The organism is Pseudoalteromonas sp. NEC-BIFX-2020_015 (assembly GCF_012952265.1).
Lineage (GTDB): Bacteria > Pseudomonadota > Gammaproteobacteria > Enterobacterales > Alteromonadaceae > Pseudoalteromonas > Pseudoalteromonas neustonica.
Genome location: NZ_JABCJL010000028.1, coordinates 1 through 15,809, shown reverse-complemented (window position 1 = coordinate 15,809; position 15,809 = coordinate 1). Strand labels below are relative to the sequence as shown.

Here is a 15,809-nt window from a genome sequence, read left to right as displayed (position 1 = left end):
ATAAAAAATGCACTTACACAGCGTGTAAATGCATTTTTTTTAAATCATTTTATACAATTTTAACTAATTTTTTGTTGCCATACATTACTTAATCTAACAACATTCATGCCATACCAAGCGATAAATACATAGCAGATTGCAGGAACCAAAAAGCTAATTTGTATGTTTACAACATCAGCAATAACACCTTGTAATAATGGGATAAGCGCACCACCAACAATCGCTAAACATAACCAGCCAGAGCCTTTGCTCGTTAGTGAGCCCAGCCCCTCAATAGCAACTGAAAATATTGTAGGGAACATAATTGAGTTAAATAAACCAATGGCAAGCACGGCATACAACGCAATATTACCCTCAGTGAATACCGTCACTAACAACAATGCGATTACTGCACACGCATTGAAAAGTAACGCTTTAGATGGCGCTATTTTTTGTAATAAAGCAGAACCAATAAAACGTCCCACCATCGCACCGCCCCAATAGTAGGCAATGAGTTTAGCTGCATCATGCTCTTCAAGCCCAGCTATGTGTGCTTCGCCAAAAAAGTTAACCAAAAAGCTACCAATCGCGACCTCAGCCCCGACATAACAAAAAATAGCCACGACACCCATAATCAAATGTGGCGCTTGTGTTAAAGAATGATCTTTTGCTTTGCAGTTAAAATCTTCTTTATGTGATTTAATTTCTGGTAATTTTAAAAAAGCAAAAACAACGGCAATTGTCATTAATGCCGCTGCAAGCATAAGGTAAGGGACTTTTACAGATTCAGCTGACGCTGCATTGACAGTTAATGAGCCCGCTGCGCCAAAAAACAAAATTCCGCCAACCCATGGACCAATTGTGGTTCCAAGGGAGTTAAGCGCTTGGGCTAAGTTCAAACGCGATGATGCTGTTTTGTCAGGCCCTAAAGCTGCAACATAAGGGTTTGCTGATACCTGTAAAACAGTAATACCACCAGCAAGAACAAACAAGGCGGTTAAAAATAACCAATATTCATGAACAACAACCGCTGGGTAGAACAACATACAACCCGCAGAGGCAACTATCAGCCCCGTTAATACTCCTTTTTTATAGCCAAATTTATTAACCAACATACCCGCAGGTAAAGACACAATAAAGTAAGCGCCAAAGAAACAAAATTGTACCAGCATCGCTTCAGTGTAACTTAAATCGAATACCCCTTTTAATCGTGGGATTAATACGTCATTAAGAACGGTAATAAAACCCCAAAGAAAAAATAGGGTTGTCATTGCCGTCAATGGCAGCAGGTAATTTTTATTTGACTGCGGTTCATTGGTGGCAAAGTTTTGATTTGTATTTATTTCACTCACGTGATTTTCACTCCATTAACAAGTTATCTCTGATTCTACACACTGCAACAAGAAGATCACAAACTTTTATTTGGATCGTTCCATATTTTTTATTTAATGGTATAGTTATTTAACTAATTTAATTAACTTGAAGTGGATATAGATGTTGGCTAATTTCCAAAGCTGTGATTTTTTACAAGAACATATCAAAACAACCTTAAATTTTTATCACCCACATTGTGTTGATAAACAAGATCAGGGTGGCTTTTACCACTTCTATAAAGACGATGGCACCATTTATGATAGACAGACACGTCATCTAGTCTCTAGTACGCGTTTTGTATTTAACTATGCAATGGCTTATTTAGAATTCGCCGACGAGCGTTATTTACCATTAATACAACATGGTCTAGATCACCTAGAAAATGCACATAAACAATCCTCTGGTGGCTATGCTTGGTTAATAAAAAGCGACGACAACAAAGATCTGCATATTGTTGATGATACAAACCATTGCTATGGGCTTGCGTTTGTACTATTGGCAAACGCAGTAGCATTAAAAGCAGGTTTTAGTGAGTGTAAACACACCATTGAGCGTGTATGGCAATTGCTCGAAAGTAAATACTATCAGTCTAAATATAATGCCTATTTAGATGAAATTAACGGTGACTTTTCTATTGTGGATGAGTACCGAGGTCAAAATGCTAACATGCATTTATGCGAAGCGCTGCTAATGTGTTACGAAGCAACGCAAGACAAACAATACTTAAACCGTGCAGAAACACTCGCCCTTACTTTTACAATAAAAAATGCCAGCAGAGAAAATGGACTCGTTTGGGAGCATTACAATAGCCAGTGGCAAATTGATTGGCAATACAATTTAGATGATCCTAAACACCTGTTTCGCCCGTGGGGATTTCAACCCGGCCATCAAACTGAATGGTCAAAGTTGCTATTAATTTTAAATCGACACAAACCACAGGCATGGCTTATAGAACGTGCCGAGCACCTTTTTAATACCTCAATGGAGCATGCATGGGATAACACCTATGGTGGTATATGCTATGGCTTTGCCCCAGATGGCAGTATTTGTGATGGTGATAAATACTTTTGGGTACAAGCTGAATCATTTGCAGCTGCCGCACTGCTCGCGCAGGCAACTGGTAATGAAAAATACTGGCACTGGTATGATAAAATTTGGCAATACAGTTGGCAGCACATGGTTGATCATACCCATGGAGCTTGGTATCGAATTTTAACCAACGACAATAAAGCATACAATGACGAAAAATCCCCAGCCGGTAAAACAGATTACCATACAATGGGAGCATGCTATGAAGTGTTACGTGCGTTCAAATTAGCAAAAGGTGGTGAAGCATGAGTTTAGTGTGTTTTGGTGAAGCATTAATCGATTTTTTGTCTGATGGGAAAAACCCTGAATCATTTACTAAATATGCAGGCGGAGCACCTGCAAATGTTGCGGTTGCCGCAGCTAAACTTGGTTTAAAAAGTAGCTTTTGTGGCATGCTAGGTCAAGATATGTTTGGTGAGTTTTTAGAGCAACAATTTACAAGCTTAGGTGTAAATACGCAGTATTGTAAATTTACTAACAAAGCCAAAACAGCGCTGGCTTTTGTATCTCTTGATGAGCACGCTGAACGTAGCTTTAGCTTTTATCGCCCACCAGCGGCTGATTTGTTATTTAAAGTAGACGACTTTAATTCTGCGATGTTTACAGAGCACGCGTTATTTCATGTGTGTAGTAATAGTCTAACTGAGCATAATATATATCAAACCACCATATATGGCTTAACACAGGCTAAAAAAGCAGGGGCTATTTGTAGTTTTGATATGAACTTACGGGAAAATTTATGGCCAAGTTTACGCTATACTGTTGAACGAATTTGGCATGTTATTTCTCTTTGCGACATTGTTAAATTATCAAAAGAAGAACTTGAATTTTTAAATAAAAATAGCCACAAAGATCATGATCTCGAACATACTATTTCTGCCGTACTTGAAGCAGGTGTAACCTGCCTGCTCATAACTGATGGCGGTGCAGCAATTCACTATTGCCACAGCACATATCGCGGCCAAGTTATGCCACCTAAAACGAAAGTTGTCGACACCACAGCAGCTGGCGATGCATTCATTGGCGGGTTCCTATCGCAAATAGGCATTAAATGTGTAAATAAAAAAGCATTTAAACTACTTTGCGCTGAACAATCAAATATCACCAATGCCGTGAGCTTTGCAGCCAGTGCCGGCGCATTTGCGGTCAGTAAATATGGTGCATTTTCCTCATTACCAACCGCAGCCGATCTACCGCAACAATAACTGAAACCTTACAGCGTGTGTATCAACGCACACGCTTTTCAACACTAATTGAAGATACCCAACCCACTGTTCGTAAATTAAAATACGATTAAATGTAATCCTGAAACCAAACTCAAATAGTTTCGCCTAGCCTGCAAAGGTACTTTTATGCTATCGTCTTGATAACAAACACCAAAAACGTACTTTCGTAGTGCAAAAAGGAATTTATTAATGAATGCAAAATTACTTACGGGTTGTGCAATTGCTGTTGCGGCTGGGGTATTAATCTATACACAAACTGAAACTTCATCAGCCTCAATTGAACTTGCACAGCTTGATTACGTCCCTGCTGACACCCCTTTATTTTACGGTCAGTTAAAGCCTTTTCCATACAGTAAATACTTTGACTTACTCCCAGAGCAAATGAAAGGTGCAGACGATTTAACACCGTTAATCGAAAATTTAACAACGAACAATAATAAAAACGCACAGTTTTTAGCATCGCTTCTTACACAATACCAAGCATCTCTGAGCTCTTATGATGCTCTAAAAGCAGCTTGGGGATTCGCAGACGACTATAAAGGCTTGGCCTATACAATTGGCTTAATGCCCGTGTTGCGCTATCAATTAGACGATGAAACTGCATTATTTAATACAATAAATAACTCCGCGGATAAAGCAGGGATTAACTTTACAACGAAAACCATCGAAGGAGTTGACTACACTACGTATCCTTTAGTATTTGAAGATGATATTACGATAAACCTAATTGTGTCAGTTAAAGACAAGTGGGCCACAATTACGTTTGATACAAAACTCAATACCTCTGACGATTTACGCCTTGCGTTAGCAATTGATAAACCAAGTAAATCGCTAACACAAACCAATAAGCTTAATAATTACATTGCTAAATATTCATTCGATGGCCACTCAGTTGCTTATATAGATCATGTTGAAATTGCCAATGCTATTACCGCCAAAACACCATCACGTTTAGGTGACATGCTTGATGAACTGCTGCAACAATTAGGCAACCCTCAAGCTTTTGACATTGCAAGAACACCGCAGTGTCAAAATGACATTACCAACCTTGTTAGTTATTGGCCGGCATCAGTAACAGGTAGCACGTACATACAAGTAACAAACTCCGATGCTCACTTTAAAGCGGATGCTATTTTACAAAGCACAGCGACTGATATTATTAAGACATTAAAATCTGTTCGCGGTTTTGTGCCTGAACATACAACACAACTTGACGGCCAAATGCTAAGCTTTGCTTATGGCGCGGATATTTCAAAAATTCCACCGCTTATTAATATACTTTCAAGTGCATTTAAAAAAGCTGAATTCGAATGTGCCCCTCTTGTTGACTTACAACAACAAACGCAAGACACAAATTTAGCTGCACTATCAATGATGACCGCTATGGCCAATGGTATTCAAGGTGTGAGCGTAAGTGTTCAAGATCTTGTTTTAGAAGCTGATGCAAATCAGCAGCCACAACTAAAAGCTTTCGATGCACTAATCACACTTTCAGCAACAGATCCTGATAATTTACTTTTTACTGCTAAAGGTTTTTTACCTGCATTAGCAGATATTGAAATACCAGAGAACGGAGATGCTGTTAGTATCAATACTGCAATTCCTTATCCTTTACCTGCTGGCCTTGATATTAAATTAGCTAAAAAAGGGAAACATCTTGTTTTATTCACTGGTGAAAAGTCAGCGACTATTGCAAATACCTTATCAGAGCAAGCGCTTGAAAAAAATGGATTTTTAAATACCGCGGTTGATCTTAATTCATTAATGACGCCGGTCATCAACGTATTTAAAATGACAGGACAAGTGCTCCCTGAACAACTTGATCAGTTAAAAAATCAAACTATGTCTGTCTACTTTGCTACGGATATAAAAGATGAAGGGATTGTTGTTAATTCAGAGATCAAAATTACTAAAGAGTAATTTTAATCTCTTCGGGTTTAATTCCCCGCCGCTTGCGGCGTAAAGGTTTTTGATCTCAGACTAATTAAGATACCCCTCTTCGCGAAGCGAATTTGAGCCTAAGCGAAAAGCCTTGGCGCGGGGCAATTCATTTAAATAAAAAGGGGCATTGATTGCCCCTTTTATTAAATCTTCTATTAGGTTTATATTATTTTTGCCATTTCATTTTATTATTCGTATCGCGACTATCAATAATTGTTTTATCAGAGCTTTCTACTCCACCGAGCTTTGCCTGCCTGTCATAGAGCACCACATTACACGTCGCCGCTAAATTCATGCAGCCAATTGTTGGAATATATACAACCTCATCACACCAATTAAGTACCTCTTTACTTATTGAACCATCTTCAGGGCCAAAAATATAAAAAGCGTTTTCAGGGTGAATAAACTCAGGTAAAGGCGTTGCGCCTTCAATCAACTCTATAACAACAGCTTTAGCACCTGAAGGCTTTGCTTGAGCTAAATCTTCCACAGAGGTGAGTGGTATCCGTTCCAGCGCATTTTTAGTATCGGTATGAAATTTTTTGGCTTTTAAATAGCGAGTGCCCGTAAAAAACACTTGCTGAGCGCCATAGCAGCCTGCGGCGCGTAAAACACCGCCAACGTTAGTTGGGCTTTTTGGGTTTATTAAACCAATGGTTGCACGCACTTCACTCATTAATCACAATCCAAGGTAGGCCACTGCGCTACATATAAATCAAAATCATCAAGCTCAACATCACAGTCTTTTACTGTTTTATCGCGTACAGAGATACCAAGCTCATGCATTAGTTTTTTACTCCCCCCATTATTAAGTGGGTGCCATGAGGCAAGGCCGCGGCCTTCATGCAAGCGACGATAACTGCAGCTTTGTGGCATAAAGAAAATATCTTTAAGATTTTCTTTGGTTAATTTTACACACGAAGGAACGAGTGTTTGACGGTTCTCATATTCGCTGCAACCGCACGTTTTGTTATCCAAGTATTGACAAACTATATTGGTAAATATCAGCTCTTCACCTTCGCGTAGCTGATCTGTCGCCGTAAAATCATCTTCGTCTTCGCTGTCGATAAACGTATTCAAACAGCATTTTCCACAGCCATCGCAAATGGCTTCCCATTCACTTTGTGACATTTGCTCAAGTGATTTCTCAAGCCAAAATTGGTTTTCAATCATGGTATAACTCAGTGCCCCTAATGGCGCGCATTTTAACGTAATTGAGCACCGCGCGCAAAGCCACAATTAGCTTTGCGCTATTTCGGCTTATATCGTTAGCGTTGTGAATCAACCCAACGTTTTATTTTAGCTTCTAAAATTGGCATTGGTAACGCGCCATCTATTAATATTTGTGTGTGAAACTCTTTAATATCAAAGCGTTTACCTAGTTGTTTTTTACTGTAATCACGTAGTTCTTGGATTTTAAACTGCCCTAGCTTGTATGAAAGTGCCTGCCCTGGCCATGCAATATACCGTTCAACCTCAGCGGTCACATCACTTAACGCCATAGATGAATTTTCTAGCATATAATCAATGCCTTGTTGACGTGTCCAGCCTTTAGCATGAAAACCCGTATCAAGGACCAAACGCATCGCGCGTAATTGCTCGTCAGCTAATCGGCCATACCACATGTATGGATCGGTAAATAAACCAAGCTCTTTTCCTAGGCTCTCAGCGTATAATGCCCACCCTTCAGCAAAGACAGTGTAGCCACCAAATTTACGAAATAGCGGTAACGACTCAACTTCCTGTTGCAGTGCAATTTGAAAGTGATGCCCTGGTGCCGCTTCATGAATAGACAGTGTCTCAAGTAAAAACTTAGGCTGCGCTTTTAAATTAAACGTATTTATATAGAATATGCCCGGTCGAGAACCATCCGGTGACGGTGATTGATAAGACGCACCTGCCGCTGATTCTGCACGAAAATCTTCAACAGCTTTAACGATATAATCTGCCTTTGGTGCAATATTAAATAAACTCGGCACACGGGCATCTATTTTAAGTTTTACTGCTTCATAGGCTGCAATCAGTTGTTCTGGAGTATCATAATAAAACTCATCGGATTCACGTAAATGAGTAAAAAAATCAGCTAAACTTCCTTCAAAGCCAACTTTATTTTTTACAGCTTTCATCTCACTAAGAATACGTGAGACTTCTTGTAGACCTATCGTGTGAATTTCATCCGCAGATAAACTTAATGTTGTATTTTTCTTGATTTGATATTCATACCACGCTTTACCATTTGGTAAGTCACTGTAGCCCACTGAGTCGCGGCTTTGAGGTATATAGGTATTGGCTAAAAAGTCACTCATCTTTTTATAGGCAGGGACTAAACGATCCATAATAAGCGCACTGTATTGCTCAGTCAGTTGTTGTTTTTGTTGCGCTGTAAACTGTTCTGGTAGTTGTTTAATGGGACTATAAAATAATGACTCTTTTACGTCGCTAACCACATGCGCTTTAAACTGCGGCAATAATTTTTCAGCTAGCGGTTTTGGTAACACTATTTGTTGCTGTATGCCTTGTTGCATCGCTTGTTCAACGCTGTCTAACCACGTTATGAAGCCATCTGCACGGCTTATAAAATTTTCATAATCCTGATAATTATTAAACGGTTGAGCACTTTGCGCAGAACCAAAACCCGCAAACGTATTATGCGCACCCGACATTTGATTAATTGGGATCAAATAACTTGGAAAGCCTTGTCCTTCAACACTTAATGCTAAATCGCGTTTCAATATTTGATAGCTAAGCAACGCTTGACCCGTTAACTGTTTTGAGTCTATCGCAACTAAGCGTTGTTGATAGGCCTCAGTAAAGGCGCGCATTTTATTGCGTTGTTGCTCAGAAATGGGATTTATAAATTGATTGTTATACTCGTTATAACCAATAAAAGTACCACCTAATGGGTTAAATTGAAGTGACTCTACAAAATATTGCTCAACTAATGTATTTAACTGCTGTGCTGAAAGCGATGTTGTTGCACTAGGCGAATTTGGTGTGATTTGCACCGTGTTGTTGCTACTTGAACACCCTGATAATGCACTTATAACGCACGTTACCAGCATTGTTAACTTAAAATTTTTCATGAAGATCCTTGAATATAAATAACCCGCGTTGTGAGTAAAAAACGATTACCATTTTGTTTTATTAGGCATTATGCTCTAACTGATATTTATTCGCATGTTAATTAATCCATTAACTACGAATTAGCGTGTTTAGTATACAATGTAAATCGACCTTGCTACATTTAAAAATTAATTCATACATAATCAGAAGAAACTAATGAATAAATTATCACTTAGCGTCCCTTTGAGCCTGCTTTGCCTATCTGCTTTTAGCACTGAAGCAACAACCTACATTACAGCTAAAGCAATGCTTGACGTTAATAACGGCAAGCTAATTAGCACGCCACTCATTCAAATTGATAATGGCGTAATTACTCAAGTCAGCACGGGAAACTTACCTACGTTGCAACAAGGCGATGAACATATTCAATTACCTGAATTAACAATAATGCCAGGACTTATGGATATGCATGTGCATTTAACCAGCGATCCTACCGTGCCTCGTAGTGATCGTATTGGTCAATCAATCCCTCGCCAAGCAATTAAAGCTGCATACTTTGCACAAAAAACCTTAAACGCTGGTTTTACAACCGTGCGTAATGTCGGCGCACAAGGTTACAGTGTTATTGCTGTTCGTGATGGTATTAATGCCGGAGACATTATTGGCCCAAGAATTTGGGCCGCAGGACCATCGCTAGGTGTTACTGGTGGTCATTGTGATAATAACCGCCTGCCGCCTGAGATGAAGTACACGGCAGAAGGTGTTGCCGATGGTCCGTGGGCTGTGCGAGCAAAAGTACGCGAAAACATAAAATATGGTGCAAATGCTATTAAGTTTTGTGCCACTGGTGGGGTATTTTCTAAAGGCACTAAAGTCGGTATTCAGCAATACTCGCTTGAAGAGATGACAGCAATTGTGGACGAAGCCCATATGCGAGGCTTAACGGTCGCAGCGCATGCGCACGGTACTAGTGGAATTACAGCAGCAATTAAAGCAGGTGTAGATAGTGTTGAGCATGTTAGCTTTGTTGACGATGAAGCAATTAAGCTCGCGAAAAAACACGGAACTTGGTTTTCAATAGACATCTATAACACCGAATATACGCTCACTTATGGTGAGCAAAATGGTGTTGCACAAGAGAACTTAGAAAAAGAGCGTCAAGTATCGAAAAGGCAAAGAGATAGTTTTAGGCGCGCAGTTGATGCTGGCGTTAATATGGTGTTTGGTACAGACGCTGCTATTTACCCACATGGCGATAACGCTAAACAGTTTTCTCGTATGGTTGAATTTGGTATGAGCCCATTACAAGCAATACAGTCTGCAACAATCAATAGCGCAAAATTATTAAAGGTTGAGGATAAGCTTGGTCAACTAAAAGTGGGCTTTGCAGCAGATATAATTGCCGTAAAAGGAAACCCATTAAATGATGTGACATTGCTTGAAAATGTTAGCTTTGTAATGAAAGCAGGCACAGTTTATTAATTATTAAGGGTTAACCACAATGGTTGGCCCGCTTTATTTCGAATTTTTATTTTCTGACGCCTCTATTAGTTGAATAAATTGTTACTATGTAAACCACAAAGAAACGAATGATAATAAGATTGTTTCACATTTAACTAATTTTAAGTGAATGGTAATTTTACCTTGTAATACAAATAACAAACATTATCATTACCTTAAATTTCAAAATGATACTTATAATTACAATGTTTAAATTCTCACTTATCTCGTTAGCCTGTTTATCACCCTATACTGCTTTTGCAACCGAACAAGCAGATCTTGAGCACATAACTGTGTATGAAAAGCAAAATCGCGTTATTTTAAATTCAGGGTTAGCCACAAAATCTGACATGTCACTAATGGAAACGCCTGCGCCAATCGTTGTCGTTGATCTAGCCCTTATTAATTCACAAGGCGTTGATAATTTACAAGACTTAGCACGTAATATAAGTGGCGCAACACAAGCAGGTAACAATTATGGTATTGGCGATAATTTAGTTATTCGTGGCCTTGGTGCAAATTATACCTATGATGGCATGTATGGCGGTGCAGGGTTAGGGAATACATTTAACCCTACACGCTCACTTTCGAACGTAGAATCGGTAGAAATTTTAAAAGGCCCTGCTACAGGTTTATATGGTATGGGCAGCGCTGGTGGTGTAATTAACCTTATTGAGAAAAAACCAAAGTTTGATGAGCAACACACAATTACTGCCGAAATTGGTCAATGGGATACTTACTCACTTGGGTTTGATAGTACGAATGCAATAACGGATGATCTTGCATACCGTATCAATATAAAAACAGCGCGAAGCGACGGGTATCGTGATTTAAAAGATGACCGTGATGAAATCTATGCCTCGCTTAAATATGTATTAAATGATCAACAAGACTTTTTAATTTCTGGGGCCTATATTAAAGACGCACTTGCGGTTGATTCTATCGGGCACCCTATTAGGATTTACAACGCTGAATCCGTAGGTGGCAAAACAGCAGATCAAATAACGGGAGATGACTTAGTAAACCACCCAACATCTGCGGGGCTGCAATTATCTGACGCTCAACGTCAACAACTAGCGGACTCTCTTGCTGGCTCTGATGGCTTAACACCCTATAAGTTTGGCCATAACGGCATAATTTCACCGATGGCAAAAGATAATGAAGGTGAAGAACTGCGTTTTAAATTAAGTCATAACTATTTTTTAACTGACGATTTATTTTTAAATCAACAACTCCAGTATCGTAATTTCACAACCAGCTTTGCCCGTCAAACAGGCGCGTATAATTATGTATATTGGAATAGAAGAAATATAATTAACGCAGATCCGCGTGCTCCATTAGTGATTGATGACGTACTTTATCCGTTTGCTGCTCGACGCCAAGAATATCGACAAGTAGAAGCTGACGAAAAATCCTTACAGTACTTTGTCGATTTACGTTATGACTTTGCACTTGGCGATATCGACAATGAATTTTTAGTCAATGCCAACTATGAAGACAGAGATATCCGCTTAACACAGTATTCTATCTACGACGCTGATAAAATGATTAGAAATAAGCAAGGCAATTTAATCTATCAAGGAAGCTTGCCGTATATCCTAGACATTCGTAGCCCTGAGTGGGGAGCGGGTAGCTTCGCTGATTATGATCCATTAATGACAAGTAACTATAACAAAAAAGTACAATCTTGGGGCGTTGGTATACAGCATGTTGCGTACATAAATGACGTAATAACAACCCGTGCTGGGGTTGCCATGAATAATATAAAACAAACCTATGAACATTTTGGAGTTGATGCACGTTATCGTGCCAGTGCTTCAGAGCCAACACCGCAACAAAGCACTGACAATAAAGGCATAACGTATAATCTAGGGGCAACTTATAGACCAACAGATAACATTGCATTATTCATTAATCATGCAAAAGGCCGAGCAGCCTATTCTGTTCTTGGGACTGTACTTGGAAATGAAGGTGATCGTGATGATTCTGAATCATTAAGTTCTGATCTCGGCATTCGCTTTAAGGCACTTGACGACCAATTGCTAGCATCACTAGTTGTCTTTAATACTGAACGTACAAACCTACAATATACAAACCCTGATTACGAGGATGGTGTATCGGGTCCTGACGTACCAAAATATTTTTTTGATGGTAAAGACCAAACAACCGGCATAGAGTTTGATTTAAATGCCGATATCAATGAGCAATGGAAAATAAATTTCAATGGTGTGTATCAAGATGCTCGAGATAAGAAAAACCCACATTCACAAAATTACGATACACGTCAAAAAGGTGTGCCTCACGTAGCTGCAAGTACGTGGGTAACCTACAGCGCGCAATGGTTTGAGCTTTCTGAACCACTTCAGATAAGTGGCGGAATTAAGTACGTAGATGATAGAAGTACAAACTCAACGTCATTTGGTATCCCAGATGGCTATGTACCAAGTTACACAGTGTATGATGCTGCGTTAAGCTATAAAACACAGCAATGGCAATTACAGCTAAACGTTAATAATCTATTTAATAAGTCTTATTATTCAAAGGCGATGTTCCTAGGCGGCATGCCGGGTGAAGAACGTAGTGCTAAACTAACATTTAGCTATACTCTATAGATTTAGTGACAATAAACGCTACAGATTTAGTGACAATAAAACGCTATAGATTTAATGACAATAAAAAAGCGCACAAGGGAGTGCGCTTTTTGTTTACTAATTTAAAATCAGATTGTTACAACGATACGCCCATTAATTTCACCTTTTAACATATCATCAAAAATCTCATTAATATCTTCAAGGCGTTTTTCTTGAACAATTGCTTTTACTTTACCTTGAGCGGCAAACTCTAGGCACTCTTGTAAGTCCTTTCGTGTGCCAACAATTGAACCAACAACCGAAACACCATTAAGCACAGTATCAAAAATCGGTAATGGCATATCGTCAGGAGGTAAACCGACCAAAACACATTTACCACCACGACGTACACTTTTATACGCTTGCTCAAAACCAGGTTTAGAAACAGCAGTACAAATTACGGCATGCGCTCCACCGACCTGCTCAAAGATTGCCTCGCTTGGCACAACATCTTTAAAATCAAGCGTAATATCAGCACCTAACTCTTTTGCTAGGGCTAGTTTTTCTTTACCTGTATCAACAGCGATAACATTAAAACCCATCGCTTTAGCGTATTGCACAGCCAAATGCCCTAACCCACCAACACCCACAATAGCAACCCATTGACCCGGTTTTGCATCCGAGACTTTCAGTGCTTTATACGTTGTTACACCGGCGCAAAATAATGGCGCAGCCTCTGTGAAACCAAGCTCTTTTGGAATTTTAACAACATAATCACCGTGGGCTAAACAATACTCTGCGTAGCTGCCATCAATAGAGTAGCCCGTATTATGCTGTGACAAACACAATGTCTCTCTACCGTCTAAACAATATTCACAGTGGCCACACGCGCTATAAAGCCAAGGTACACCCACTCTATCACCAATTTCTAAGTGAGTAACGTTACTGCCCATTTGCTCAATAACACCCACGCCTTCATGCCCTGGAACCAATGGCATTTTTGGCTTTACCGGCCAATCACCGTGGCAAGCGTGTAAATCCGTATGGCAAACACCGCATGCTGCTATTTTAACCAGCACATCGTTTGGGCCTACTTTTGGAATAGGGAGTTGGCCAATTTCTAATTTACCTTTATATTCGTTGTTGATTGCTGCTTTCATGCTCATCCCTTGGTTGGTTAGGAAAATGTTGTCATTCATTTGGTTATCACTTATTACACAACATAACCCACAATAGATGAGTAAATATTAATCCATATCAAACTTTGGTATTAATGCTCTAAAATAACACCGCAAAACCGTACTTACTCGTAACCAGCTAATTTTACGTGCAGTAAAAAACAGACGTTAAAGCACAGGGTAAATCTTGCTATCGTATTTCATCGTGCTAGCATTGGTTTCATTATTTATTGAAACTTGAAAAGCCATGACGTTATCGGATAAAAATTATGCTTTTGTAATGCACTGCGGTGAAATGGGCAGCCGCTGGGGCTTTAACCGTACCATTGGGCAAATGTGTGGGCTTTTAATTATTACCAAAGAGCCAATGACAGCTAACGAGATAGCCGATGGCTTAAGTATTTCTCGTGGTAATGTCAGTATGGGTATTAAAGAGTTACAGTCGTGGCGCTTGATAAAAGTTCAACATATTCCCGGCGACCGTAAAGAATATTACGCACCTGCCGGTACTATTTGGGATATGGCAAATCGCGTGTTTGAAGAGCGTAAAAAGCGTGAAATAGATCCTACTTTAAGCCTGTTAAGAGATAACCTTATTGAGCCTGCCACCAATGACGATGAAAAGTTTGCTCAACAACAAATGCATGAAATTCATGACCTGTTAGAGACAGTTACAAAGTGGTCATCAGAGCTACAACGCCTAAGCCCAGAGCAATTACAAAGCTTAATGAAACTCGGCTCAGGCATAGGAAAAGTACTCGATTTTAAAGATAAGATTTTGAAGAAACAGTAGCAGCGATTTTATATCGCGTCTGTGCTTTTAGGTGCTATGTTCAAGGTTCAAGGGAATTTAACCACAGAGCACACCGAGATCACAGAGAAATATACAAGAGTTAATGTTCTAACTCTGTGCAGCGCGAAGCGCCTTTGTGTTCTCTTTGGTGAATAAAAAGATAAGTTGTTCCACATAAAAAACGCAGATAAGTACTGTACTTTATACACGTTCTGCTGACGGAGCTCTTTGAGCAAATTATAGTCATTGATATTGGCTAAGAGTAATAATTAATTGATTGGTCAAACTATTGTTTGCTCACATATTCAAGGATATGAGCGACGCGCGTATATTATTCCACTTAGCTTTGTTTAAAAGATATTAGAAACTTAATGATAGTAATATCTTAGTTAATTTGTTAAAACTATATAAAGTATAAATATGAGTGTGGTCGGAGCAGAAATATCCGCCCTTCGCGCACTATAAAATTGTTATATTGCAAGGTCGAATATGGTTGTTACATTCACTCTTAGTGAAAATGAATACGTTAAGGCAAATAGGCTTTATGGAAAACCGACTAGAGGTATAAAGTTATTCTATTTAATAACCTTTATTGCACTTGTCGTAACTTTTATACTTAGCGAAACCCTTAAAATAAAAGTTATTGTGTCTGTTGGTTTTATTTGTGGCGTAATCGGTCATTGTTTAGTTGCCTATGTCTATGCTCCTTGGCAAACTCGAAAGCAATATAAAAGCTATAAAGCAGTCCAAGATCCTATTTCCTTAAACTTACAACCCAACGGATTGCATTTTAAATCTACTACTGGAGAATCAAACCTTGATTGGTCTAGAGTTGTTAAATGGCGTGAAAGTAGTGACTTTATTTTAATTTATCAAGCTCCATGTGTTTATCATGTTATCCCCAAGCGAATTGGTGGTTTAGCTATAAATATTAGAGAGTTACTAAAGCAGTCTGTAGGTGTTGCAATATAACAACACGCCCTGAGGTGGACAACTAGTAAAATTTAGCTATTTATTGCAAATTTTAACAGCGGCGAACCTCTTCTTTTTAGTGCTTCTAAATATGTTGATTCGTTGTAAGGTGTATGTGTCTTCC

General features: G+C 39.1%; 12 protein-coding genes. 7 read left to right on the top strand and 5 right to left on the bottom strand.

Features of this window, described 5'->3' with window-relative positions:
- Window positions 1-59 precede the first annotated feature (59 nt).
- Window positions 60-1,331 (bottom strand): sugar MFS transporter, encoded by a 1,272-nt coding sequence (locus tag HH219_RS17625; RefSeq protein WP_054203718.1) that lies wholly within the window; start codon window positions 1,329-1,331, stop codon window positions 60-62.
- A 142-nt stretch (window positions 1,332-1,473) separates the two neighbouring features.
- Between HH219_RS17625 and HH219_RS17620 the strand changes: the two genes are divergently transcribed.
- The 3 genes from HH219_RS17620 to HH219_RS17610 all read left to right on the top strand — a co-directional run bounded on the left by HH219_RS17620 (window position 1,474) and on the right by HH219_RS17610 (window position 5,588).
- A complete protein-coding gene (locus HH219_RS17620) occupies window positions 1,474-2,691 on the top strand; it encodes an AGE family epimerase/isomerase (RefSeq protein WP_169328193.1) in 1,218 nt (405 codons plus the stop codon).
- On the top strand, window positions 2,688-3,647 hold the full coding sequence (locus HH219_RS17615; protein ID WP_169328192.1) for a carbohydrate kinase: 960 nt from the start codon (window positions 2,688-2,690) through the stop codon (window positions 3,645-3,647). The genes HH219_RS17620 and HH219_RS17615 overlap by 4 nt, the downstream gene beginning before the upstream one ends.
- A 210-nt stretch (window positions 3,648-3,857) precedes the next feature.
- Window positions 3,858-5,588 carry a hypothetical protein gene (locus tag HH219_RS17610; protein WP_169328191.1) on the top strand — a complete coding sequence of 577 codons (1,731 nt, stop codon included), beginning with the start codon at window positions 3,858-3,860 and terminating at the stop codon, window positions 5,586-5,588.
- 187 nt (window positions 5,589-5,775) lie between these two features.
- Here HH219_RS17610 and HH219_RS17605 read toward each other — a convergent pair whose 3' ends face one another.
- From HH219_RS17605 to HH219_RS17595, 3 genes are all read right to left on the bottom strand, one after another.
- Complete coding sequence (locus HH219_RS17605; RefSeq protein ID WP_169328190.1) at window positions 5,776-6,285, bottom strand: RNA methyltransferase; 510 nt, start codon at window positions 6,283-6,285, stop codon at window positions 5,776-5,778.
- Complete coding sequence (locus HH219_RS17600; protein WP_064435570.1) at window positions 6,285-6,782, bottom strand: YcgN family cysteine cluster protein; 498 nt, start codon at window positions 6,780-6,782, stop codon at window positions 6,285-6,287. The genes HH219_RS17605 and HH219_RS17600 overlap by 1 nt, the downstream gene beginning before the upstream one ends.
- A 95-nt stretch (window positions 6,783-6,877) precedes the next feature.
- Complete coding sequence (locus HH219_RS17595) at window positions 6,878-8,692, bottom strand: DUF885 domain-containing protein (RefSeq protein ID WP_064435571.1); 1,815 nt, start codon at window positions 8,690-8,692, stop codon at window positions 6,878-6,880.
- Window positions 8,693-8,888: 196 nt separating this feature from the next.
- On the opposite strand from HH219_RS17595, the gene HH219_RS17590 reads away from it, so the two are divergent.
- Complete coding sequence (locus HH219_RS17590; protein ID WP_169328189.1) at window positions 8,889-10,154, top strand: amidohydrolase family protein; 1,266 nt, start codon at window positions 8,889-8,891, stop codon at window positions 10,152-10,154.
- A 218-nt stretch (window positions 10,155-10,372) separates the two neighbouring features.
- A complete protein-coding gene (locus HH219_RS17585; RefSeq protein WP_169328219.1) occupies window positions 10,373-12,784 on the top strand; it encodes a TonB-dependent receptor in 2,412 nt (803 codons plus the stop codon).
- Between the two features lie 107 nt (window positions 12,785-12,891).
- On the opposite strand, the gene adhP is transcribed toward HH219_RS17585, so the two are convergent.
- The gene (gene adhP / locus HH219_RS17580) at window positions 12,892-13,902 is read right to left on the bottom strand and encodes an alcohol dehydrogenase AdhP (RefSeq protein WP_064435574.1); all 1,011 of its coding nucleotides are present in this window, start codon (window positions 13,900-13,902) and stop codon (window positions 12,892-12,894) included.
- A gap of 265 nt (window positions 13,903-14,167) precedes the next feature.
- Here adhP and HH219_RS17575 point away from each other — a divergent pair, with 265 nt between their 5' ends.
- Window positions 14,168-14,713, top strand: a complete 546-nt coding sequence (locus HH219_RS17575) for a MarR family transcriptional regulator (RefSeq protein ID WP_064435575.1) — start codon at window positions 14,168-14,170, stop codon at window positions 14,711-14,713.
- Window positions 14,714-15,202: 489 nt separating this feature from the next.
- Complete coding sequence (locus tag HH219_RS17570) at window positions 15,203-15,685, top strand: YcxB family protein (RefSeq protein ID WP_169328188.1); 483 nt, start codon at window positions 15,203-15,205, stop codon at window positions 15,683-15,685.
- Window positions 15,686-15,809: the final 124 nt, after the last annotated feature.

Excerpts from the sequence above, each read along its gene's own strand:
- HH219_RS17605 (WP_169328190.1), bottom strand. The coding sequence starts at position 6,285 with ATGAGTGAAGTGCGTGCAACCATTGGTTTAATAAACCCAAAAAGCCCA.
- HH219_RS17595 (WP_064435571.1), bottom strand. The coding sequence starts at position 8,692 with ATGAAAAATTTTAAGTTAACAATGCTGGTAACGTGCGTTATAAGTGCA.
- adhP (WP_064435574.1), bottom strand. The coding sequence starts at position 13,902 with ATGAAAGCAGCAATCAACAACGAATATAAAGGTAAATTAGAAATTGGC.
- HH219_RS17620 (WP_169328193.1), top strand. The coding sequence starts at position 1,474 with ATGTTGGCTAATTTCCAAAGCTGTGATTTTTTACAAGAACATATCAAA.
- HH219_RS17610 (WP_169328191.1), top strand. The coding sequence starts at position 3,858 with ATGAATGCAAAATTACTTACGGGTTGTGCAATTGCTGTTGCGGCTGGG.
- HH219_RS17575 (WP_064435575.1), top strand. The coding sequence starts at position 14,168 with ATGACGTTATCGGATAAAAATTATGCTTTTGTAATGCACTGCGGTGAA.
- HH219_RS17590 (WP_169328189.1), top strand. The coding sequence starts at position 8,889 with ATGAATAAATTATCACTTAGCGTCCCTTTGAGCCTGCTTTGCCTATCT.
- HH219_RS17600 (WP_064435570.1), bottom strand. The coding sequence starts at position 6,782 with ATGATTGAAAACCAATTTTGGCTTGAGAAATCACTTGAGCAAATGTCA.
- HH219_RS17570 (WP_169328188.1), top strand. The coding sequence starts at position 15,203 with ATGGTTGTTACATTCACTCTTAGTGAAAATGAATACGTTAAGGCAAAT.
- HH219_RS17615 (WP_169328192.1), top strand. The coding sequence starts at position 2,688 with ATGAGTTTAGTGTGTTTTGGTGAAGCATTAATCGATTTTTTGTCTGAT.